The 22673-nt window shown below is 63.6% G+C and carries 20 protein-coding genes; 13 read left to right on the top strand and 7 right to left on the bottom strand.

What is annotated here, in order from left to right:
• Positions 1-13 precede the first annotated feature (13 nt).
• The gene (gene phaC / locus OKW35_RS45155) at positions 14-1756 is read left to right on the top strand and encodes a class I poly(R)-hydroxyalkanoic acid synthase (RefSeq protein WP_429555450.1); all 1743 of its coding nucleotides are present in this window, start codon (positions 14-16) and stop codon (positions 1754-1756) included.
• An 88-nt stretch (positions 1757-1844) separates the two neighbouring features.
• Here phaC and OKW35_RS45150 read toward each other — a convergent pair whose 3' ends face one another.
• Positions 1845-2846 (bottom strand): AraC family transcriptional regulator, encoded by a 1002-nt coding sequence (locus OKW35_RS45150; protein ID WP_090809453.1) that lies wholly within the window; start codon positions 2844-2846, stop codon positions 1845-1847.
• Positions 2847-3089: 243 nt separating this feature from the next.
• Between OKW35_RS45150 and OKW35_RS45145 the strand changes: the two genes are divergently transcribed.
• The 9 genes from OKW35_RS45145 to OKW35_RS45105 all read left to right on the top strand — a co-directional run bounded on the left by OKW35_RS45145 (position 3090) and on the right by OKW35_RS45105 (position 11911).
• Complete coding sequence (locus OKW35_RS45145) at positions 3090-4145, top strand: 3-keto-5-aminohexanoate cleavage protein (protein WP_090809455.1); 1056 nt, start codon at positions 3090-3092, stop codon at positions 4143-4145.
• 154 nt (positions 4146-4299) lie between these two features.
• Positions 4300-5622: an MFS transporter gene (locus OKW35_RS45140; protein ID WP_429555449.1), complete on the top strand. Its 1323-nt coding sequence runs from the start codon at positions 4300-4302 to the stop codon at positions 5620-5622.
• Positions 5623-5729: 107 nt separating this feature from the next.
• Positions 5730-6710 (top strand): quinone oxidoreductase family protein, encoded by a 981-nt coding sequence (locus OKW35_RS45135; protein ID WP_429352281.1) that lies wholly within the window; start codon positions 5730-5732, stop codon positions 6708-6710.
• A 10-nt stretch (positions 6711-6720) separates the two neighbouring features.
• A complete protein-coding gene (locus tag OKW35_RS45130) occupies positions 6721-7569 on the top strand; it encodes a TauD/TfdA dioxygenase family protein (protein WP_184060596.1) in 849 nt (282 codons plus the stop codon).
• Positions 7570-7587: 18 nt separating this feature from the next.
• The gene (locus OKW35_RS45125; RefSeq protein ID WP_184060598.1) at positions 7588-8154 is read left to right on the top strand and encodes an RBBP9/YdeN family alpha/beta hydrolase; all 567 of its coding nucleotides are present in this window, start codon (positions 7588-7590) and stop codon (positions 8152-8154) included.
• Positions 8155-8186: 32 nt separating this feature from the next.
• Positions 8187-8543 carry a Rieske (2Fe-2S) protein gene (locus OKW35_RS45120; RefSeq protein ID WP_184060600.1) on the top strand — a complete coding sequence of 119 codons (357 nt, stop codon included), beginning with the start codon at positions 8187-8189 and terminating at the stop codon, positions 8541-8543.
• Positions 8544-8593: 50 nt separating this feature from the next.
• Positions 8594-10219 (top strand): 3-(methylthio)propionyl-CoA ligase, encoded by a 1626-nt coding sequence (locus OKW35_RS45115; protein WP_429555448.1) that lies wholly within the window; start codon positions 8594-8596, stop codon positions 10217-10219.
• A gap of 138 nt (positions 10220-10357) precedes the next feature.
• The gene (locus OKW35_RS45110) at positions 10358-11503 is read left to right on the top strand and encodes a porin (protein ID WP_429555447.1); all 1146 of its coding nucleotides are present in this window, start codon (positions 10358-10360) and stop codon (positions 11501-11503) included.
• Between the two features lie 30 nt (positions 11504-11533).
• A complete protein-coding gene (locus OKW35_RS45105; RefSeq protein WP_429555446.1) occupies positions 11534-11911 on the top strand; it encodes a BON domain-containing protein in 378 nt (125 codons plus the stop codon).
• Positions 11912-11964: 53 nt separating this feature from the next.
• On the opposite strand, the gene OKW35_RS45100 is transcribed toward OKW35_RS45105, so the two are convergent.
• Entirely contained in the window at positions 11965-12408 is a 444-nt protein-coding gene (locus OKW35_RS45100; protein ID WP_184060608.1) for a VOC family protein, read from the bottom strand.
• A 297-nt stretch (positions 12409-12705) separates the two neighbouring features.
• Between OKW35_RS45100 and OKW35_RS45095 the strand changes: the two genes are divergently transcribed.
• From OKW35_RS45095 to OKW35_RS45085, 3 genes are all read left to right on the top strand, one after another.
• Entirely contained in the window at positions 12706-13497 is a 792-nt protein-coding gene (locus OKW35_RS45095) for a DUF899 domain-containing protein (protein WP_429352277.1), read from the top strand.
• A gap of 240 nt (positions 13498-13737) precedes the next feature.
• Positions 13738-14163 carry a DUF1801 domain-containing protein gene (locus tag OKW35_RS45090; protein ID WP_184039244.1) on the top strand — a complete coding sequence of 142 codons (426 nt, stop codon included), beginning with the start codon at positions 13738-13740 and terminating at the stop codon, positions 14161-14163.
• 225 nt (positions 14164-14388) lie between these two features.
• Positions 14389-16122: an IlvD/Edd family dehydratase gene (locus OKW35_RS45085; protein WP_090809494.1), complete on the top strand. Its 1734-nt coding sequence runs from the start codon at positions 14389-14391 to the stop codon at positions 16120-16122.
• Between the two features lie 130 nt (positions 16123-16252).
• Here OKW35_RS45085 and OKW35_RS45080 read toward each other — a convergent pair whose 3' ends face one another.
• From OKW35_RS45080 to OKW35_RS45060, 5 genes are all read right to left on the bottom strand, one after another.
• Entirely contained in the window at positions 16253-17308 is a 1056-nt protein-coding gene (locus tag OKW35_RS45080) for a serine hydrolase domain-containing protein (RefSeq protein ID WP_429352276.1), read from the bottom strand.
• A 43-nt stretch (positions 17309-17351) separates the two neighbouring features.
• Positions 17352-18644: an MFS transporter gene (locus tag OKW35_RS45075; RefSeq protein WP_429555445.1), complete on the bottom strand. Its 1293-nt coding sequence runs from the start codon at positions 18642-18644 to the stop codon at positions 17352-17354.
• Between the two features lie 324 nt (positions 18645-18968).
• A complete protein-coding gene (locus OKW35_RS45070; RefSeq protein ID WP_429555444.1) occupies positions 18969-20147 on the bottom strand; it encodes a porin in 1179 nt (392 codons plus the stop codon).
• A gap of 329 nt (positions 20148-20476) precedes the next feature.
• Positions 20477-21592 (bottom strand): succinylglutamate desuccinylase/aspartoacylase family protein, encoded by a 1116-nt coding sequence (locus OKW35_RS45065; RefSeq protein ID WP_429555443.1) that lies wholly within the window; start codon positions 21590-21592, stop codon positions 20477-20479.
• A 268-nt stretch (positions 21593-21860) separates the two neighbouring features.
• The gene (locus OKW35_RS45060) at positions 21861-22643 is read right to left on the bottom strand and encodes an ABC transporter substrate-binding protein (protein WP_429555442.1); all 783 of its coding nucleotides are present in this window, start codon (positions 22641-22643) and stop codon (positions 21861-21863) included.
• Between the last annotated feature and the right edge of the window lie 30 nt (positions 22644-22673).

Genomic DNA, 22673 nt, shown 5'->3' with positions numbered 1-22673 from the left:
AGCGAGCCCCGCCATGAGAATGCCATTCAGCATGCCACACGAGTTTTCCACGGGCTGGGTCAATGCCGGCTTCGATTTATGGCGTTTTTCGCCGGTCAAGGATGAATACGCGACGACGGTGCCCGACACCGACGGCTCGGACTTCGATTTCAACGGGCCGTTTGCGCGAGGCTCCGTGACCCACACGAGCGCCCACTATCTGCAACAGCAGGCGCAACTGTGGAGCGACGCCGTCGCCGGATTGATCGGCGGGCGCACGGAGTTGAAGGCGGTCGCCGAGCCCGAGCAGGGAGACCGGCGCTTTCACGCCGACGACTGGTCCAGCAACGGCTGGTACAGCCTTCTGAAACAGAGCTATCTGATCAATGCCCGGGCACTCGCGGAGTTCGTCGAGGCGAGCGCGCTCGACGAAAAGGGCAAGCACAAGCTGCGCTTTTTCATGCGCCAGTTCATCGACTTCGCCAGCCCCGCGAATTTCGTCGCGACGAATCCCGAAGTCATCCGGGCGGCGGTGGAATCGGGCGGATCGAGCCTGCTCGCGGGCGTTACGCATCTGCTCGACGATCTGGGCAGCGGCTCGATTTCGATCACCGATCAAAGCGCGTTCGAAGTGGGCCGCAGCGTTGCCACGTCCAGTGGCGCGGTGGTCTATGAGAACGATCTGTTTCAGCTGATCCAGTACGAGCCGCTGACACCGAAGGTCGCCGCGCGGCCGCTCGTGATCGTTCCTCCGTGCATCAACAAGTTCTACATCCTGGATTTGCAGCCGGAGAATTCCTTCGTGCGCTTCGCCTGCGAGCAGGGCCTGACGGTGTTCGTCGTGTCCTGGCGCAACCCGCAGCAGGACATGGCGCAGACCACGTGGGACGCCTACCTCGAGGACGGCGTGATGCAGGCGATCAGCGTCGCGCGTGCGATTAGCCGGGCCGACCAGGTCAATGCATTGGGCTGGTGCGTGGGCGGCACGATGCTGTCGTCGGCGCTGGCGGTCATGCGTGCGAACGGCGACGACTCCGTGGCCAGCCTGACGCTGCTGACGGCGTTGCTCGACTTCACCGACCCGGGCGATCTCGGCGTGTTCATCGACGAGCAGGGCGTGGCGATGCGCGAGCATGCGATCGGTGGCGGTGGGCTCTATCCCGGACGCGAACTCGGCTTCGTATTCCAGTCGCTGCGTGCCAACGATCTGATCTGGCCGTATGTCGTGAACAATTACCTGAAAGGCAAAACCCCGGCCGCGTTCGATCTGCTGTACTGGAACGCGGACACGACCAATCTGCCCGGTCCGATGTACAGCTTCTATCTGCGCAACATGTACCTCGAAAACAGTCTGCGCGTGCCGAACAAACTGAAGTTCTGCGACACGCCGGTGGATCTCGGCAACATCGATATTCCAAGCTATCTGATGGCGGCCGAGGAAGATCACATCGTGCCGTGGCGGTCCGCCTATCAGTCGACGCAACTACTGGGCGGTCAAACCGAGTTCGTGCTGGGGGCAAGCGGCCATATCGCGGGTGTGATCAATCCGGCCTCGAAGAACAAGCGCAGCTACCGAACCAACGATGCCTGCGACGAGAACGCCGACGAGTGGCTCGCAACGTCGGTTCAGCAGCGCGGCAGCTGGTGGAATCACTGGATCGACTGGGTCAAGCAGCATTCCGGCGAGCAGGTCGAGGCGCGCACGAAGCTCGGCAACAGGAAGTACAAGGCAATCGAGAGCGCACCGGGCCGCTATGTGAAGCTTCGCGCCGAGTGACCGGATGGCGATAGCGGGTGCGGCAAACAACGGAGGGTAATGCTCAGTGCATCACCCTCCGTTTTTTTGTCTTCACTGCCACCGGCCGTCACTTCGCATGGCTCGCGCGCCAGTCGCGCGGCGTCATGTGGAAGCGCGACACGAACCAGTTCGTGAACGATCCCTGTTGCGCGTAGCCGAGAAGCGCCGAGACCCGTCCGATCGGATAGGTGGGATTGCTCATGTAGCGCACGGCGAGTTCGCCGCGGACTTCCTCGACCTGATCCGAAAAGCTGGTGCCGGCCGAATTCAACTGCCGTTGCATGGTGCGCACGCTCAGATGCAAATAACGTGCAACCAGCTCGGCGTTCGCCTGCTCGAGCGGCAGCAGCAGGTAGATCGCCTTGCGCACTTCCAGCGCGGCCGATTCCGCGGCGCTCACGTTCAGCGGAGAGGCGAGGCTTTCCGCATAGCGCACGAGTTCAGGATCGGCCAGTGGATTCGGGTAGTCGAGGTCGGCGCTCGCGCAGACGAACCCGTTGAAGTCGCTGCCGAACACCAGCGGACAGCCGAAGAAGCGTCGATGAAACGTCAGGTCTTTGGGCGCCGGATGCGTGAAGTGGACCTCTCGCGGTTTCCAGAACTTGCCGAGCAGAGCACCGGAGTGCCGCGCGAGGACACCGAGCGCGAGTTCGATCGCCTGCCTTGTCGGGGTACCCCGTTCGACGACGAGTTCCTCCCGAATGGTGACCGTATTGTCCGCGTCCTCGACGTACACCGCCAGCGCTTCGTTGAGCAGATGGCGGTATTCGGCCGCGGCCAGCAACACTTCGCGCAGCGTGCGTTTGTGCGCGAGCAGGACATTGATCACGCCGCTGCCGAAAGTCTGCCGCGTTTCCGCCATTTGCAGCGCGAGGGTCGGGCACGACGCCTTTTCGGCCGTCATTTCCAGCAGCCGGCAACAGGCGGTGGCCGATACGCGATCGTCCGGATTCGCGAGCGCGCCGGCGTCGATGCCGGCCTGTTTCGCGAGCTCGACCGGATTGAGTCCAAGCCGTCGCGTCACTTCGAAATAGCCGCTCATGGCTACCGACGTCACCATCGTTTCCATCGTAGTTTCTCCGGACGATTCACACGCTGAGTATTTTTTCTAGTCATTAAACACATGCTTCGCGCAATTATTGGTGTTAACACGCGGTGGCACGAATCGCTAAAAGGATGGCGTCCAATCATAAAAGTGTAGCGCGCGATTGCCGTATTGTGGGCACATGTCGTTCGATGTGTTCCAGCAAATTTTCATGCGACCTCGCGATAGCGGAACACCGTCACTTCAAAACTGGATGGAGGCAAACAAATGCAATTTCTCGACGATTCGTTGCACCCTGAGAATCAGGACAAGGTAGTCATCACCACCGCCCCTTACGGCCCGGAATGGATGCCGGAGGACTTCCCGGAAGACATCCCCGTGACGATGGACGAGCAGATCCAGAAGGCCGTCGATTGCTACAACGCCGGCGCCACGGTATTGCACCTGCACGTGCGCGAACTGGACGGCAAGGGCTCGAAGCGCCTGTCGAAGTTCAACGAACTGATCGCGGGTGTGCGCGCGGCAGTGCCCGACATGATCATTCAGGTCGGTGGCTCGATCTCGTTTGCGCCGGAAGACGACGGACAAGCCGCGAAGTGGCTGTCCGACGACACGCGTCATATGCTGGCCGATCTCGATCCGAAGCCCGATCAGGTGACGGTCGCGATCAACACCACGCAGATGAACATCATGGAGCTGCTCTATCCGGAGTATCTGGCAGGCACCTCGCTTTCCAACCCCGGGTTCATGGCCGCCTATAGTGAAATGACGGTGCCGGCTGGCCCCGCATGGGTCGAGGAACACCTGCGCCGCCTGCAGGCTTCGGGCATCCAGCCGCACTTCCAGCTCACCGGCATTCACGCGCTCGAAACGCTCGAGCGCCTCGTGCGCAAGGGCGTCTACAAGGGCCCGCTGAACCTGACGTGGATCGGTATCGGTGGCGGCTTCGACGGCCCCAATCCATTCAACTTCTTCAACTTCGTGCATCGCGCGCCGGATGGCTGCACGCTCACCGCCGAGTCGCTGCTGAAGAACGTGCTGCCGTTCAACATGATGGCGATGTCGATGGGCCTGCATCCGCGCTGCGGCATCGAGGACACGATCATCGATCAGCACGGCAAGCGCTTCACGTCGGTGCAGCAGATCGAGCAGTGCGTGCGCGTCGCGCGCGAACTGGGGCGCGAAATTGCCACTGGCAAAGAAGCGCGCGAGATCTATCGTATTGGTGTGCAGTACGAGACGGTCGAAGAGACGCTGGTCGCAAACGGCATGGCGCCGAACCGCCAGGCCGGTGTCAGGAACCTGCCGCTTCGCGCGGCGTGATCACCAGGAGCCCGGGCCGGCGCATTGGCCGAGGCCGGGCTTCATGGCTAACGCTTCCGGTGCATAGCGGGGAGCAGATAGCTGAATCCATAACAGTCGTCGGCCCATGCGGGCAAGGCGGCCGCCAGGGAGTCAGCGTGGAAGGAGACAAAATATGCTCGTTCAGCATGCAGCCCCCACGACGGGCGAAGTTTCGACAGCTCAGACGGACGTGCGCGCTTATGCGTGGGTAGTGTTTGCGTTGACGGTCGGATTGCTGCTTTCCGACTATATGTCGCGGCAAGTGTTGAATGCCGTGTTTCCGCCGCTCAAGGCGGCATGGCATCTGTCCGACGCGCAGCTGGGTTCGCTCAGCAGCGTGGTCGCGCTGATGGTCGGTGTGCTCACGTTCCCGCTGTCGGTTCTGGCCGACCGCTGGGGCCGCGTGAAGAGCATCGTGCTGATGGCGGCGATGTGGAGTCTCGCGACGGTGGGCTGCGCGATCTCGGCGAACTATGGGCAGTTGCTGCTGGCGCGTGCCTTTGTCGGAATCGGCGAAGCGGCCTATGGCAGTGTCGGTATCGCAGTTGTTCTGAGCATCTTTCCGGTCCGGCTGCGCTCCACGCTGACCGGCACCTTCATGGCGGGCGGCGCGTTCGGCTCGGTGCTGGGCATGGCGCTCGGCGGCGCGGTGGCGGCTCACCTCGGCTGGCGTTCGGCATTCGGCGCCATGGCGGCGATGGGGGTCGTGCTGGTCGTGATCTACCGCCTCGTCGTCACCGAAAAGCGTCTTGTGCCACTGCAGCCGGCGAGCGTGACGAGGCAGGCGCAATCGCGCGGCATGTGCATGAGCCTGCGCGCGCTGATGAAGGGGTTGTTTTCGACGAAGTCCGTGGTGTGCGCCTATGTGGGCAGCGGCCTCCATCTGCTGGTTCCTGCCGCTGTGTGGGCATGGATGCCGAGCTTCCTGAATCGTTACTACGGCATGGCCACCGGCAAGGCTGCGATGTGCGCGGCGGTGTTCGTGCTGGTGACCGGGGTGGGCATGGTGGTGTGCGGAAACCTCGCCGACCGGCTCAGCAAGAACATGCGGGAACGCAAGTGGAGCGCCGCGATCGCCTTCTGCCTCGCCTGTTTCGTTCTGCTCGCGATCGGCTTGCGGATGCCCGCGGGGCCGTGGCAACTGGTCGTGATCGGCGCCGGCATGTTCTTCTGCGCCGGTGCGAGCGGCCCGTCGGGTGCGATGGTGGCGAACCTCACGCCGCCGACGATTCATGCCTCGGCGTTTGCGACCCTGACGCTCGCGAACAACCTGCTGGGCCTCGCGCCGGCGGCTGTTCTGACGGGGATCATCGCCGATCGGATCGGACTGCTGGGCGCGTTGCAACTGGTGCCGTTCGCACCGCTCGTCGCGGCCGCCGCATTCATGATCGGCAAACGGAACTACTCGGGCGATCTGGATCGGCTGAACACGCTGCGCGAGCAGGCGGCACGCTGACCTCGCATGGTGCCGCGCGGACGGCGCGGAGCACCGAACCTGTAACTGCGCCGCTGGCGCAACGAATTCTGCAAAGTGCAGATCAAGTAAAGAATTGGAGAGTCAACATGGCAAAGGCAGTTCGCTTTCATGAAACCGGTGGTCCTGACGTGCTGCGCTACGAGGACGTCGAAGTGGGCAACCCCGGTCCCGGTCAGGTTCGCCTGCGCCATCAGGCAGTGGGCCTCAATTTCGCCGACACCTACTTTCGCAGCGGCCTGTATCCGGTCCCGCTGCCCGCGGGGATGGGCGTGGAGGCCGCGGGCGTGGTCGAGGCCGTTGGCCCGGACGTCACGAACGTCGCGGTGGGCGATCGTGTGACTTACACGGGCTTCCTCAACACGCTCGGCGCGTACAGCACCGAACGTCTGATTCCGGCCGCGCCGCTGATCCGGCTGCCCGATGCGATCGACTGCGAAACGGCTGCCGGCATGACCATGCGCGGGTTGACCTGCGCGTATCTGATGCGCCGCATTCACGACTTCAAGGCGGGCGACACGATCCTTCTGCATGCCGCCGCCGGCGGTGTCGGCCTGATCGTTTCGCAATGGGCGAAGCTGCTGGGTCTGACCGTGATCGGCACGGTTTCGAACGAGGCCAAGGGCGAGGTGGCTCGCGCGCACGGCTGCGACCACGTCATCAACTACAGCCACGAAGACGTCGCCAGGCGCGTGCGCGAACTGACCGATGGCGTCGGCGTGAACGTCGTGTTCGACAGCGTCGGCAAAGACACCTTCGAGGCCTCGCTCGATTCGCTGAAGCGCCGCGGTCTGCTGGTTTGCGTCGGCACGGCCTCCGGCCCGATCCCGCCGTTCAATCCGCAACTGCTGGCTATGAAAGGCTCGCTCTATCTGACCCGCCCGGCGCTGGCTGACTACATCGCCGACCCGGCCGAGAAGGACGAGCTTGCCGACGAAATCTTCGGGCTCATTGCCTCGGGACGCATCAAGATCGAGCTGAATCAGCGCTATGCGCTCGAAGATGCGGCGCAAGCCCATCGTGATCTGGAGTCGCGCAAGACGACGGGTTCGTCGATCTTCGTCATCTAAGGAGCTAGCCATGCGAGTCGAACAACTGACGTGCTCGATCGGCGCCGAACTGATAGGGGTGAATCTCGCCCACGCCGTCTACGACGATGGCCTGTTTGCCCAAATCCGCTCGGCGCTGCTGAAGCACCGGGTGCTGTTCCTGCGCGACCAGGACATCACGCGTGCCGAACACGTGGCGTTCGCGCGCCGCTTCGGCGAACTGGAAGACCATCCGGTCGCGGGCAGCGATCCGGAAAATCCGGGCCTCGTGCGTATCTACAAGACCCCGGATCAGCCCAACGACCGTTACGAAAACGCGTGGCATGCCGACGCCACCTGGCGCGAAGCGCCGCAGTTCGGTGCCGTGCTGCGCTGCGTCGAGTGTCCGCCCGTCGGCGGCGACACGATGTGGGCGAACATGGTCCTCGCCTACGAGAAGCTGCCGGCGCACGTGAAGGCTCAGATCGCGGACCTGCGCGCGCGCCACAGCATCGAGGCGAGCTTCGGTGCCGCGATGCCGATCGAAAAGCGTCTCGCGCTGAAGGCGCAATTTCCGGACGCGGAGCATCCGGTCGTGCGCACGCATCCGGAAACGGAGGAAAAGGTGCTGTTCGTGAGCGCTTTCACGAGCCATTTCACGAACTTTCACACGCCGGAGCGAGTGCGCTTCGGGCAGGACGCGAATCCGGGCGCGGGCGATCTGCTGCGCTATCTGATCAGCCAGGCGTACATCCCCGAGTACCAGGTGCGCTGGCGCTGGCAGAAGAACAGCATCGCGATCTGGGACAACCGCAGCACGCAGCACTATGCGGTGATGGACTACCCGCCGTGCCACCGCAAGATGGAGCGCGCCGGCATCGTCGGCGACAAGCCGTACTGAACTAGCAGGTAGCTTCCCATGAATTACGAATTGAAACCGACCATTCTGATGGTTCCGGGTCTGCGTGACCACGTCGCGGAGCATTGGCAAACCCTGCTGCAGCAACGGCTGCCGAAAGCGCTGTCGGTGCCGCCGCTTGAGCACGACAAGCTCAGTTGCGCGGCACGCGTCGCGGCGCTCGATGCCACGCTCGCGCGGATCGACGGCCCGGTCATTCTGGTCGCGCATAGCGCTGGCGTGATGATCACCGTGCATTGGGCGGCGCAGCACAAGCGCGAGATTCACGCTGCGCTGCTCGCGGCGCCCGCGGACCTCGAGACGCCGATGCCGGCGGGCTATCCGGAGCTGGATACGCTCGAGCAGAACGGCTGGCTGCCGATTCCACGCAAGCCGCTGCCGTTTCCGAGCATCGTCGGCGCGAGCCGCAACGATCCGCTCGCGCGGTTCGAGCGGGTGCAGGAGATGGCGCAGGACTGGGGCAGCCGCCTCGTCGATCTCGGCGAAGTGGGGCACCTCAACCCTGCTTCGGGCTTTGGCGAATGGCCAATGGCGGAGACGTTGATTCGCCGCCTGGTACTGATGTGACGCGGCCCGCGTCGGATCAGAAGGAGTCTGGGATGTCGCGTCGGATCGTGGTGGGTGTTGCCGGCGAGCTCGCGCCGGGCCAGCGCAAGCTGGCCTTCATCGATGGCCGCAGCATCGTGCTGTTCAACATCGAAGGCTCGCTTCACGCCATCGACAACACATGTCCGCACAACGGGGCCGCGCTGTCGAGCGGCCAGCTGGAAGGCTGCATGTTGCGCTGTCCGGCGCACGGTCTGCGCTTCGACGTGCGCACGGGCTGCATGGCGGGAACAGGCGGATTGAGCGTGACGACCTTCCCGGTCGACATAGTGGATTCAAAGGTGGTGGTGAGTCTCGACGCGCCGAACGCGACGCCCTCGCAAGCGCGAGCCGGCAGCGCGGCAACGTAAGGCCGGGTAGGCCAGGCGCGAGACGCCACAACCAATCAGGAGACGGAAAGATGCAAGGCTTGATGATGCAGCAGTCGCTGCTGGTTTCCGCGCTGCTCACGCACGCGGAGCGCCATCACGGCGAACAGGAAATCGTGTCGCGACGCGTGGAAGGAGACATCCATCGTTATTCGTATCGGCACCTCGCGCAGCGCGCGCGCCGTATGGCCAACGCGCTGTCGACGCTCGGCGTCGGCCAGGGCGAGCGCGTCGCGACGCTCGCGTGGAACGGCTATCGCCACATGGAGCTCTATTTCGCGGTGTCGGGCTCCGGGTCCGTGCTGCATACGCTGAACCCACGACTGCACGTCGACCAGCTCGCGTACATCATCGAGCATGCGGAAGATCGTGTCGTGTTCTTCGACCTGACCTTTCTGCCGCTGATCGAGAGCGTCGCGCCCCGGGTGAAGAGCCCGAAAGTATTCGTGGCGATGACCGATCGCGCGCACATGCCGCAAGCGAACGACCTGAGCGGCATGCTGATGTGCTACGAGGATCTGCTCGAGCTGCACGACGACGTTTTCGAATGGCCGCTGCTCGATGAAAACAGCGCGTCGTCGCTGTGCTACACGTCGGGCACCACCGGCAATCCGAAGGGCGTGCTGTATAGCCATCGTTCGACCGTGCTGCACACCTACGCGGCGGCGCTGCCCGATTCGCTGAACTGTTCCGCGCGCGACGTGATCCTGCCGGTCGTGCCGATGTTCCATGTGAATGCGTGGGGACTGCCCTATATCGCCTGCATGGTCGGCGCGAAGCTGGTGTTTCCGGGGCCGGCGCTCGACGGCAAGTCGCTCTATGAACTGATCGAAACGGAACACGTGACGCTGTCGGCCGGCGTGCCGACGGTGTGGCAGGGACTGCTCACGCATGTCGATGCGATGGGCGGGACCTTCTCGTCGATGCGACGCACGGTGATCGGCGGCGCGCCGTGTCCGACCGCGATGACCGAGGCGTTCCAGAAGCGCCACCGGGTGGAGGTACTGCACGCGTGGGGCATGACCGAATTGAGCCCGATCGGCACGGTCTGCAGCTTCAAGGCGCATCAGCAGTCGCTGCCGATGGAGGATCAGTACATGATTCAGGCGAAGCAGGGACGCGCGCTGTTCGGCATCGACATGCGGATCGTCGACTCCCACGGTAATGAATTGCCGTGGGGCGGCGAGAGCGCTGGCGATCTGCAGGTGCGCGGTCACTGGGTCACGCAGCAGTACTTCGGCGCCGACGTCGAGTCGCCATTGTGCGACGGCTGGTTTCCGACCGGCGACATCGCGACGATCGACCGGCACGGCTTCATGCAGATCACCGATCGCAGCAAGGACGTGATCAAGTCGGGCGGCGAATGGATCAGTTCGGCGGCGATCGAAAACGTCGCTTATCTGCATCCGGAAGTCTCGACGGCAGTGTGTATCGCCGCACGGCATCCTAAGTGGGACGAACGGCCGCTGCTGCTGGTCGTGAAAAAACCGGGCAGCGAGCTGGCCAGCGACGAACTGCTGTCCTTCTTCAACGGCCGGGTCGCGCGCTGGTGGACGCCCGATGCAGTGGTGTTCGTCGACACGGTGCCTATCGGCGCAACAGGCAAGGTCCTGAAGAACCAGTTACGCGATCAGTTCGGCAACTACTACATGCCCTGATGCGCGGCTCTCGCAGCAACGCAGTTCGATTCACGCAACAACGCGACCGGGTACGCCCGGCGCACACAAAACCACCAACCATTTGAAGCGACCGCAGCATCGGCTTTTGCGCCACCGCCGGTACGCGAAGGAGACACAATGAAGTTGAAGTCAAGCAGCGCTGTCGTGTTGGCCATTTTCGCCACCGCGGCTCATGCGCAGTCGTCAGTGACGCTTTATGGCGTAGTCGATACGGGGCTGCTGTATCAGAGCACATCGGCCGCTACCTTTCTGCCGCACGCGCCGAACACGGGCAAAATTTATCAGCTGAAGGACGGCGGTATCTATTCGAGCTTCTGGGGTATGAAGGGAAGCGAAGACATCGGCGGCGGCTACAAGATCAACTTCAAGCTGCAGGGCGCGTTCAACACCACGAACGGCAAGTTCGGTCTGTCCGACACGCCGGGCACCACGGCGATCTTCAACCAGTTCGCGACGGTCGGCGCATCGGGGCCGTTCGGTACCTTCGACGCCGGCCGGCAGATCATTCCGATGATCTACGCGATGGCGGAAACCGACGTCCGCGGCGCGCAGTATTTCGGCAGTGTTCTGACCGCGTGGCTGGGCATCAATCAGGCGGCCGGCTGGCCTGGCACGAGCACGAACGCGCCGATCGGCGCGCTGTACGACAGCAACGCGCTCGTCTACAACTCGCCGAAATTCCATGGCGCGTCGCTCGCGCTCGAGTACGCGCCGGGCGGCGTCGCCGGTCAGTTCCAGGGCGGTACGCGCGAGTCGGCCGTGCTCAAGTATTCGAACTACGGTCTGAATCTGTCCGCGTTGTATTACAACGGCCACGATACCAACCCGTACCCGATCACCTACCCGGCGGCGCCCGCTATCCCCGCGACCGGGCTTGCGAACAACCGTTTCTACTATTTCGGTGCGATGTACACGATCGCCGGATTTTCGGTGTCGGCCTCGTACGGCGCCGGCAAGAACCCGGCCCATACCAACACCGCGGACTTCGAAATGATCTCGGGGGGCCTCGGCTACCAGTTCAATCCGCGTTTCAAGATCACGTCCGGGTACTACTACCTGAAAGACAAGAACAACTCGGCGAACCATTCGGGCGAGTTCGCCGTGGGCGCGGAATACAACCTGTCGCAGCGCACCAAGGCGTACGCGCAGGTGGGTTATGTCAACAACAGGGGGACCATGAACCAGACCATCGTCTATGGCGCCCCGGTTGCACCTGGCGTGTCCACCACGGCGGCCATGGTCGGCATCCGCCATAACTTCTGATTACGTCGCCTATAACAACTGGAGTATTCGATGAAAAGCATTCAGGCACGCGCGTTGGCGATTGCCATATTGATTCTGGCCGCGTCGAGCAACGCATGGTCGCAGTCGGGCCAGACGGCTAGTGCAGCTTCGGGCGCACCTGCGATGTCAGCTAGCGCAGCCGCTCCCGTCAGCTCGAGGCAAGCCAATCGCGCGCTGCGTCGGCAGGTGTATGCCGCGATCGGCAAGCATAAGGAGATCAGCGCCGGCAATATAAGCGTCATCGCAAAAGGCGGCGCGGTGACGCTGAGCGGCACGGTCACCGACGTTTCCCAGATCAATCAGGTCGCGGAGATCGCGAAGGGTGTTCCGGGGGTGACTTCGGTGACCAACAAGCTCACGGTGGAAAAGCCGTTCGGCGGGATGTAAAAAGAGCTCACGCATCGGGGGATTAAGCGCGAGGAGCCCAATATAACAATCCACTAGCTGTCGAATAGCGCCGTGTAACGGCGCTGCATCTCTTCAGGCGTGAGCGCTTCGATCTGCGCGCCGAGCATCCATTCGTGGCCGAATGGATCGCGCACGGTCGCCGAGCGCTCGCCATAAAAATGATCGGTTAGCGGGCGGACCACGGTTGCGCCCGCTGCAACCGCTCGTGCGAACAGCTCGTCGACGTCGTCGCAGTGGATATGCAGCAGCACACTCGGCCGGCTGTCGCCGGTCGGTCCGAGCATGTCGTGCTCGGGATATTCATCGGACAGCATCACAGTCGCGGGACCGATCTTCACTTCGGCATGACCGATGCGGCCGCCTGGCTCGGTCAGGCGAAATTGCTCGACGCCGCCGAATGCCTGCGCGTAGAACTCGATAGCCCGTGCGGCGTTGCGCACGCGCAGATAGGGGTAGAGCTCGTGGATCGCGTTCATCGTCACCTCCGGGTGGTGGGCGAATATGGGTTGCCGGACATAATAGTCTGCCCCGATCCGCTAAGCGGTCGCTTGGCTACCCACGGGATTCCATCGCCTTTTGACCAACGACGAATCGAGGTCGCTAGCGCTGCTCCTTCTGAATCGAGCCGCACCTGAATCGCGTCACATTTGTCACTCCCACCATTCGATGTCCGGCGGCCTAAACTACCCCATCATCAGCAGCGAGCGATGCCCGGTGAGCGAATCGCCTTCCGACCCGAACGCACAGGACATCGCTCAAACCCGGAGGTCACGATGACGACGATCAAGTCACCTGAGAAACGTGGGAAAGATGGACAGCCTGCCATGAAGACACCACCGATTGTGTCGCGGCAAGAGTGGGAGGCCGCGCGCGAGCAGCTGCTCGTCAAGGAGAAAGCCTTGACACGTGCCCGCGACGCGCTGGCCGCTGAGCGACGGCGGATGCCATGGCTTGCCGTGGATAAAACGTATGCGTTCGACGGGCCGGAAGGCAGAGTAAGCCTGCTCGACCTGTTCAGCGGCCGCCGCCAGCTGGTGGTCTATCGCGCCTTTTTCGAGCCCGGCGTGCACGGGTGGCCAGAGCATGCGTGCATTGGCTGTTCCCTGGGGGCCGATCAGGTCTCCCACCTTGCCCATTTGCACGCTCGCGACACTACGCTTGTGTACGCGTCCCGCGCGCCGCAAGCCGATATCGCGCGCCTGAAGACCCGGATGGGCTGGGAGATGATCCCCTGGTACACCATCACCGACAGTTTCGACGCCGACTTCGGCGTGGACGAATGGCACGGCCACAACGCGTTCATCCGGGACGGCGAGCGGGTGTTCCGAACGTACTTCATTAACGGGCGTGGGGACGAGGCGATGGGCACGATCTGGAGCTACCTTGACATGACGGCGCTCGGGCGGCAGGAGACGTGGGAGGATTCGCCGGAGGGCTACCCGCAGAGCCGACCGTACAAGTGGTGGAACTGGAACGACACTTACGTCCCCGGCGCGGCTCCCGATCCGAAGTGGGTCGAGGTGTCAGATGCCGGAGAGGCTGCGTTTCGGAAACGCGACGACTAGCGCCTGACGAATCATCGATCGCTGTCGTTTCTCCGAGTGACTCACTTCGAGCGTAGAGTTTCGAGGTGAAATCTGAGCCCAGGTCCCCGGATGCGAATGAGCAGTATCGCGGTACGTTCGATGTTTGAAATCGCGTCATCCGCCAGCCACGAATCCAGGCGGAGATTACAATGACTGGATCGTTACGGCATCCTATCGGTTCAACCGCTTCGTTTCCCCGCTTACGAGGGCCGCACTCCGATGAACGCATCCGAACGTATCGACGAACTGATCGCAGGACTCACCGACTGGCGCGGCGCAACCTTCGCTCGCATCCGTCAATGCGTGCTCGCGGCGGACCCGGCGATCGTCGAGGAATTCAAGTGGATGGGTAGTCCGGTCTGGTCGCGCGACGGCATGATCGCGGTCGCCAACGCCCACAAGGGCAAGGTCAAGCTGACCTTCGCGCATGGGGCGGGCCTGGCCGACCCGGACGGCTTGTTCAACGCAGGCCTCGAAGGCAACGCGCGGCGCGCTATCGACTTCTTCGAGAGCGACGGGGTCGACGAGCGCGCACTGAAAGCGCTGGTGCGCGCCGCAATCGACTATAACCAGAATCATCTGAAGACGAACACGCGCGGCGCACTACCGAAAGCCCGCCGTAAGCAGGCGTCCGGCGACGCCTGAGGCCGGCGCAGTCTGCTCGCCAGCCCCGCTGCGCCGCCACCCCCGGCGGATCGATACCAGAATTGATATCGATATCACCCAAAATATGATTGGAAAGATATCAACTCGCTCCGTACACTGCACCATCCCTGGACACTGAGCGGCAACCTTGCGCCGTAGCGCCGGGCGGGCCGCTTCCGTCAAATTGGCCGGTGAGGGTCCCGGCACATGCATCAAGGACCTAGTATGTCGGAAAAAAAGCGGAAATTGCGCTCGGCCGAGTGGTTCGGCACGGCTGACAAGAACGGCTTCATGTATCGAAGCTGGATGAAGAATCAGGGCATTCCCGATCATGAGTTCGACGGGCGTCCCGTGATCGGTATCTGCAACACGTGGTCCGAGCTGACGCCGTGCAACGCGCACTTTCGCAAGCTTGCCGAGCACGTGAAGCGCGGCGTCTATGAAGCGGGCGGCTTCCCGGTCGAGTTCCCGGTGTTTTCCAACGGCGAATCGAATCTGCGTCCGACCGCGATGCTCACGCGCAATCTCGCGGCGATGGATGTCGAGGAGGCGATCCGCGGCAATCCGATCGACGCGGTCGTGCTGCTGACCGGCTGCGACAAGACGACCCCCGCGCTGCTGATGGGCGCGGCGAGCTGCGACGTGCCGGCGATCGTCGTGACCGGCGGCCCGATGCTGAACGGCAAGCTCGACGGCAAGAACATCGGCTCTGGCACCGCGGTGTGGCAGCTGCACGAATCGCTGAAGGCCGGCGAGATCGATCTGCATCAGTTCCTGTCGGCCGAGGCGGGCATGTCGCGCTCGGCGGGCACCTGCAACACGATGGGCACCGCGTCGACGATGGCCTGCATGGCCGAGGCGCTCGGCACGTCGCTGCCGCACAACGCGGCGATTCCCGCGGTCGACTCGCGCCGCTACGTGCTTGCGCATATGTCGGGAATCCGGATCGTCGAAATGGCGCTCGAAGACCTGAAGCTGTCGAAGATCCTCACGCGCGAGGCGTTCGTCAACGCGATTCGCGTCAATGCGGCGATCGGCGGCTCGACCAACGCGGTGATTCATCTGAAGGCGATCGCGGGGCGCATCGGTATCGATCTTGATCTCGACGACTGGGTGCGCATCGGCCGCGACACGCCGACGATCGTCGACCTGATGCCGTCGGGCCGTTTCCTGATGGAAGAGTTTTATTACGCGGGCGGCCTGCCGGCCGTGCTGCGCCGGCTCGGCGAAGCGAACCTGCTGCCGCATCCGGACGCGTTGACGGTCAACGGCAAGTCGCTGTGGGACAACGTGAAGGATGCACCCAACACCAACGACGAAGTGATCCGTCCGCTCGACAAGCCGCTCGTCGCCGATGGCGGCATCCGCGTGCTGCGCGGCAATCTCGCGCCGCGCGGCGCGGTGCTGAAGCCGTCGGCGGCGACACCCGAGTTGCTCAAGCATCGCGGACGCGCGGTTGTGTTCGAGAACCTGGAGCACTACAAGGCGCGCATCGTCGACGAGACACTCGACGTCGACGCGAATTCGGTGCTGGTGATGAAGAACTGCGGGCCGAAGGGTTATCCGGGCATGGCCGAAGTCGGCAACATGGGCCTGCCGCCGAAGCTGCTGAGGCAGGGCGTGAAGGACATGGTGCGCATTTCCGATGCGCGCATGAGTGGCACCGCCTACGGCACCGTGGTGCTGCACGTGACGCCGGAAGCGGCGGCCGGCGGCCCGCTCGCCGCGGTGCAGGACGGCGACTGGATCGAGCTCGATTGCGACGCGGGCACGCTGCACCTCGATGTCAGCGACGCGGAACTCGAGCGCCGTCTCGCGCAGCATGTGCCGCCCCAGCCGCCGGAAGGTGGCGGCTACCGGCGCCTGTATATCGATCACGTGCTGCAGGCCGATGAGGGTTGCGACCTCGACTTCCTCGTGGGGTGTCGAGGTTCCGCGGTGCCGCGGCATTCGCACTGACGCGCCGTTGCAACGGCAACGGCTCGGCCCATGACCGTGCGGGCGATGCATTCGTGCATCGCCCGCATTTTTTTATGACCTGTGGTTGGCGTTCGCGGCGCAACTGCCTTGGATGGTGCGCCGCAAATGGCTATTGGCCGAGGTTGTCGACCGCGTCGAGCACGAGTCCGAAGAACTCGTTCGCCGCGGCCGGATTCAGCCAGCGCACGACCACCGTCATGCGCCGCTCCGGTTCGACCCACGTGAACGAACTGCCTGCGCCGACACCGAAATAGCTCGACTCCGGCACGTTCGGGAACACCTTGCGCCCGGTGTTGAGCCACACGAGGTAGCCATAGAACGGCGCGATCGCGCACGGCGTGCGCATGCGCGCGATCCATTCGGACGACAGCACGCGCTGGCCGTTCGCTACGCCGTCGTTGAGCAGCATCTGTGCGACCTTCAACTGATCGTTCGCGCTGACCGACATGCCGCCGCCCCAGTGCGTGCCGCCCGGCACCGACTGCATGCGTCGCCCGTCGATTTCGACCCACGCATTGTCGTAGCCGACCCATTGCCAGTTTTCGCTCGCGCCCGAAGGCCGCATGATCGCTTCGCGAAACACCTCGGGCAGCGGCTGACGGAACAGATGCAGCAGCGCGAGCGAAAACTGGTTGATGCGGACGTCGTTGTATTCCCAGTACGTGCCCGGCCGTTGCGGCGGACGCAGATCGCCTTTTTTGCCATCGGGCGGCGCGGCGAAATTGACCGCACGGTAGTGATCCGCCTGATCCGACAAACCGAAGTACGTGCCGCGCCATTCGCTCGTTTGCTGCAGTAGATGCGCCCAGCTGATCGGCGCGTTGTGTTCGTCGTCGAAGCCGATGTCGGGTACGCGCACGCGCACCGGTTCGTCGACGTCGGGCAACAGGCCGCGATCGTGAGCGACGCCGGCCAGCAGCGCGAGGTACATCTTCGCGACACTGAAGGTCAGGTCGGCGCGATCCGGTTCGCCCCAGCTCGTCAGCACGCGGCCGTCGACGGCGATCGCGCCCGACACCGGCCCGCGATCATGCACGGGACCGAGCAGCCTGTTCCACGGCGGCGGGTCGTTGACGTGCACACCCCATGCGCCACCCACATGGCGGTCCCAAAGCGATTCATGATTCACCGCGAACTGCACGGCTTGCTGCAAACGGTCTTGCATGGATAAGTTCCTGTCGGTTCAACGAAGCCCGCGAGGCAGAGACTCAGCGTGCGTGCAGTCGCACGCGTGCCCACATCACGGTGAAAAGGCTGAGCACGGCCGCGAGCATCAGATAGAGTCCGGGCGCGAGATTATTGCCGGTCGCCGCGATCAGCGCGGCAACGGCGAGCGGCGTGAAGCCCCCGAACACGGTGGTGCCGATGTTGTAGCCGAACGCCATGCCGGTCGTGCGCGTGCGGGTCGGGAACAACTCGGACATCAAGGCCGGAATCGGCGCGAAGTAGGTCGCCTTCAGCAACGCGACCCACGTGACCGCGGCAAGCAACGAGCCGAGCGACGGGCGCGCGTTCATCAGCACGAAGGCGGGATACACGGTCGCGAAGAACAGCACGCCGGCGCCGAGCATGATGCGCACGCGGCCCACCTTGTCGGACAGATGACCGACGACCGGCGTGAGCATCATCATGATCAGACCGGCCGCGAGCGTCGCGATGAAGCCCGACGACGGTGCGAGTCCGAGCTGCCGCGCCGCGTAGGTCGGCATGTAGAGCAGCATGTAGTTGGCCGTGGTGGTCAGCACGAGCACGCCGATCGACACGAGCACCCGTTCCTTTTGCGTCGCGAGCAGTTCTCGCACCGGTGCGGCGGATTTTTCCGCGCGCTCGAACTCCGGCGTTTCGTCGATGCGGCGGCGAATGTAGAGTCCGACCGGACCGATCAGCATGCCGAACAGGAACGGAATGCGCCAGCCCCAGCCTTCGAGTTGCGTGGTCGTCAGCGTGCTCGTCAACACCGCGCCGAACAGCGACGCCAGCACCGTGCTAGCGCCCTGGCTCGAGAACTGCCAGCTCGCCATGAAGCCTTTGCGCTCCGGCGCATGTTCGATCAGAAACGCGGTCGAACTGCCGAACTCGCCGCCCGCCGAGAATCCCTGCAACAGCCGCGACGCAAATACGCCAATCGGCGCGAGCACGCCGATCGCCGCATACGACGGCATCAACGCGATCATGCTGGTGCCGAGCGTCATCATCGCAATCGATAGCGTCAACGATGCCTTGCGGCCTTTGCGATCGCTGAACGAGCCGAGCGCGAGCGCGCCGATCGGTCGCGCGAGATACGACAGCGCGAAGGTGCCGAGCGTGAGCAGCAGCGATACGGTGCGGTCGTGCACCGGAAAAAACGTGCGCGACAGCACGGCCGCGAAGTAGCCGTACACGACCAGATCGTAGAACTCCAGTGCGTTGCCGATCGAGGTCGCGAGAATCAGCCGCGATACGCTCGAGCGCGAAGTGTGCCGCGCGAGCGCGTCGGCGGTGGTGACGGAGTCCATGCTCATGACGAAGTCCTCTGGCGGCATTGGGAGGCGCGCCGGCAGTGTCGCGTGAGCGGCGCGGGCGCGAGATCGAAGCGTGTGACCCGATGTTGGGGTGGACGATATTTATAGACAATTACAATATTTGGCAGATATCGTTGCCGAAACGGCAAAGCGGAATCGAGCTGACCCAGCTATTCGATATCGCATGCAGTCTCGAAGGCCTCGCGTTCGATCCGGCGTTGCTCGACCGATTTCGCACCGCAAAAGAAAAAGCGCCCCGTAGGGCGCTTTCCATCGATTCAATCAGACAGGGAACACAGATGTTCCCCTCCGCGAACCGTCTGCTTAGAACTTGTGACGCAGACCGATACGGAACGCCAGCTGGTTGTCGGCGCCGACGCCCGACGTGCTGAAGTAGCTCGTGCTCGAACCGATCTGTGCCTGCAGATCCTGCGTGCCGTTGCGGCCCGACGCGATCTGATAGATGCCCAGCACGTACACGTCCGTGCGCTTCGACAGCGCGTAGTCGCCGCTCAGGTCCACCTGGTTCCAGTGACCGACGTTCGCGCCGCTCAGGTGCATGTACGTGTAGCCCGCGCCTGCCGTGATAGCCGGCGTGACCGCGTACTTCGCGCCTGCTTCGTAGGCGGCGAACGTGGTCGACCCACCCGAGATCGGTGCAAGGCGCGTGTTGGTGTACAGGGCCCACAGCGTCGCCGGGCCGAAAGCGTAACGGCCGCCAACGCCGACCGTGCGCAGATCCTGGATCTGGCCGTTGCCGAGCGTCGGGAAGCTGACGTTTGCCAGCGAAGTCGAGAAGGCCGGCGATGCCTGGCCCGGATAACGGATGTCCGTGTACGCCGCGCCGATACCGAACGGGCCGTTCGCGTAGTTCGCGCCGAAGCTGTAAGCGCGCGACGAACCTGCCACCGGGGCAGTGGACGTGCCCGTACCCGGCGTGCCGGCAAAGCCGCCTGCCGTGTTCGAGAAGCCGTACATCGCGCCGAAGGTCAGGCCGGAGAAGTTCGCGCTGCTGAACTTGACCGAGTTGTTGATACGGCTCGACGTGAGCTGGTCGACGTCGTTGATGTGGTAAGCGTAGTTGCCCGCGACGGTCTGGCCGCCGGTCGCGTAGTTGGAGCCGAGGTAGTCGGTCGAGAACGAGTACTGGCGACCGAACGTCAGCGAGCCGACGTTGTTCTGCGACACGCCGACGTACGCCTGGCGGCCGAACATCGCGCCGCCCTGGCCGGCGGTGCCGTTCCCGCTGTTGAAGCCGTTTTCCAACACGAACAGCGCTTTCAGGCCGTTACCGAGGTCTTCCGTGCCACGCAGGCCCCAACGGCTGCCGTTCGCGACGCCGTCGTCGTACTTGGTCAGGCTGCTGTGGCCGGTGGCCGTTTTCGAGTTGTTCACGTAGCTGATACCGGCATCGATCAGGCCGTACAGCGTGACGCTGCTTTGTGCGTGAGCGGCGGAGGCGAAGACGGCAAGCGTAGCGGCGGTCAGGATTTTCTTGTTCAAAATACTTCTCCGAGTTAGCAAATTTTGGCGATCGCGACGCGCTGCTCTGCGGCAACGTCGTGCGATGGCCGGCAATTTAAGGGAACGCAGAGTAAGGTATGTGACACTGAAAAATTCTTTTCACGGTGTCGTGTCGGCGCGACACTTTGCGTGTGCACCGGAGGCAGGTGTATCGGTGGCGGGGCGGGTCGGTCGACCCTGGAGCGAGGCTGGACGCGTGGCAGCGAATCGCCCGCTTGGCGGCGGGCGATCGGTTATTTCAGCTGGTGCGTGAAAATTCAGTTACATGGCCGGCCGCGACAGCAGCGACGGTCGCGGCGGCTCTGGCGTCAGTTGCTCAGCAACGAGCCGCTGCGGAACGGCGTCGCGCCGGCGATGCGTGCGAATTCGAGGCCGGCCGTCGCGAAACGCGCCAGATGCCGCGCGTACAGCACGCCGGCCACGGTGTTTTTGATCGTGACGACGCGGTCCGTCAACGGATCGACGATGTCCGCGATTTCCTGGCCCGCGTCCACCCACGTGCCGACCTCGCAGCGATAGACGAGCACGCCGCTGATCGGCGCGACGAGCGGCTCGGCGCCCGCGAGCGGCGTCGCCGCGAATTCGAGCAGCGGAATCGGCGCCGGCTCGCCGTCGACCACGCCGCGCCAGGTCAGATACTCGATGATCGCCTGCGCGTCTTTTTCCGCGAGTTCGTACGACACATCGCGCTGGCCGCGCAGCTCGATCGTGACCGAGATGCCGCCGTTCGGGATCGGGAAGCGCTCGCCGAAACGGCCGCGCAGATCCGACCAGCAGAAGCTGTGGATTTCGTCGAACGGATTGCCGACCGAGTTCAGCGCGAGCAGCGACGCCTTCGCGTCCAGGTAGCGCGCGAGCGGCTCGACTTCGGGCCACAGGTCCGGATTGGTGTACAGGTGCATCGCGGCTTCCCAGTCGCAATGCAGATCGAGCACGACGTCGGCGTCGTACGAGAGCTTTTGCAGCGCGAGGCGTTGCGAGCCGAGTTCGGTGGTCGGCTGCTGCGCGTCGAGCGCTTCGCGCATCGCCGTGCGGATGGCGGCGCGGTTCGCGTCGATGTCGCTGGTCAGACGCGATTCGATGAACGGCTGCACGAGTTCCGCGAGGTCATAGAAGTTGCGGTTGAAGTTCTGCGCGCTGCCGGTTTCGAAGCGGCCGAGCATCTGGCCGAGCAGATGCTGATTAAGGCCGATCGGATTCGGCACCGGCACGACTACGACTTCGCCACGCAGCTTGCCCGCGGCTTCGAGCGCGGCCAGCTTGCGGCGCAGCGACCACGACACCAGCATCCCGGGCAGTTCGTCCGCATGCAGGGACGACTGGATATAGATTTTCTGGCCGCCGCCGGGACCGTAGTGGAAACTCGTCAGTGCACGGGCGGTGCCAAGCGACGGGGCAATCAGCGGATGGGTCTGGGTTTGCATGGTTTTGGCTTCGCGGCCCGTTCGGAGCAGCCGCGCTAGGTGGTTGATTGCAAGGGGAAAGATGCGCGCCGGCAGCGCGCGTGGTCCGCATGCGCGGACCGCGGCAACCTGTCTCACGGGGGGCCGCGTCTCGCACGATCTTAGCCGATATGCCACACGATGTGGCTTGATGCGGCTAGATGTGGAGCCGCAAAAACAAAACGGGCTCCGCGTCGCGGAGCCCGTTTCGGACAAGCTGCCGGCGCGCCGTGCGGCGCGCGTGGGCGATTTAGCTGCCGTACACGTCGAAGTCGAAGTACTTCTTCTCGATCTTCTTGTAGGTGCCGTCCTTGATCATGTCGGCGATCGCCTTGTCGACCTTCGCCTTCAGATCGGTGTCTTCCTTGCGCATGCCGATGCCGGCGCCATTGCCGAGGATCTTCGGATCGTCGAGGTCCTTGCCGACGAACGCGAAGCCCTTGCCGCGCGGCGTCTTCAGGAAGCCCTGGTCAGCCTGCACCGCGTCTTGCAGCGCTGCGTCGAGACGGCCCGAGATCAGGTCGGCGTAGACCTGGTCCTGGTTCTGATACGCCACGACTTTCGCGCCCGCCGGTTCCCAGTAGGTCTTCGCGTAGGTTTCCTGGATGGTGCCCTGTTCGACGCCCACCGTCTTGCCCTTCAGCGATTCAGCGGTCGGCAGGATGCCCGAGCCCTGCTTCGCGACGAGGCGCGTCGGCGTGTTGAACAGTTTCGACGAGAAAGCGATCTGTTCGGCGCGTTGCGGCGTCATCGACATCGACGACAGCACGCCGTCGAACTTCTTCGCCTTCAGTGCCGGGATCATGCCGTCGAAGTCGTTTTCCACCCACACGCACTTCGCACCGACGCGCTTGCAGATTTCGTTGCCGAGGTCGATATCGAAGCCAACGAGCTTGCCGTCCGCGCCTTTCGACTCGAACGGGGGATAGCTGGCATCAACACCAAAACGGATCGTCGACCAATCTTTAGCGTGTGCGCCAATCGAGACGGTGGCAAGCAGAGCAACCGTCAAAGCCGCTAGCAGTTTTTTCACTGTTTTTACTCCTCGGTGTAGTTCAATTAC

The organism is Paraburkholderia sp. MM5477-R1 (assembly GCF_050436385.1).
Lineage (GTDB): Bacteria > Pseudomonadota > Gammaproteobacteria > Burkholderiales > Burkholderiaceae > Paraburkholderia > Paraburkholderia tuberum.
This window is presented reverse-complemented; position numbering and strand designations above follow the sequence as displayed.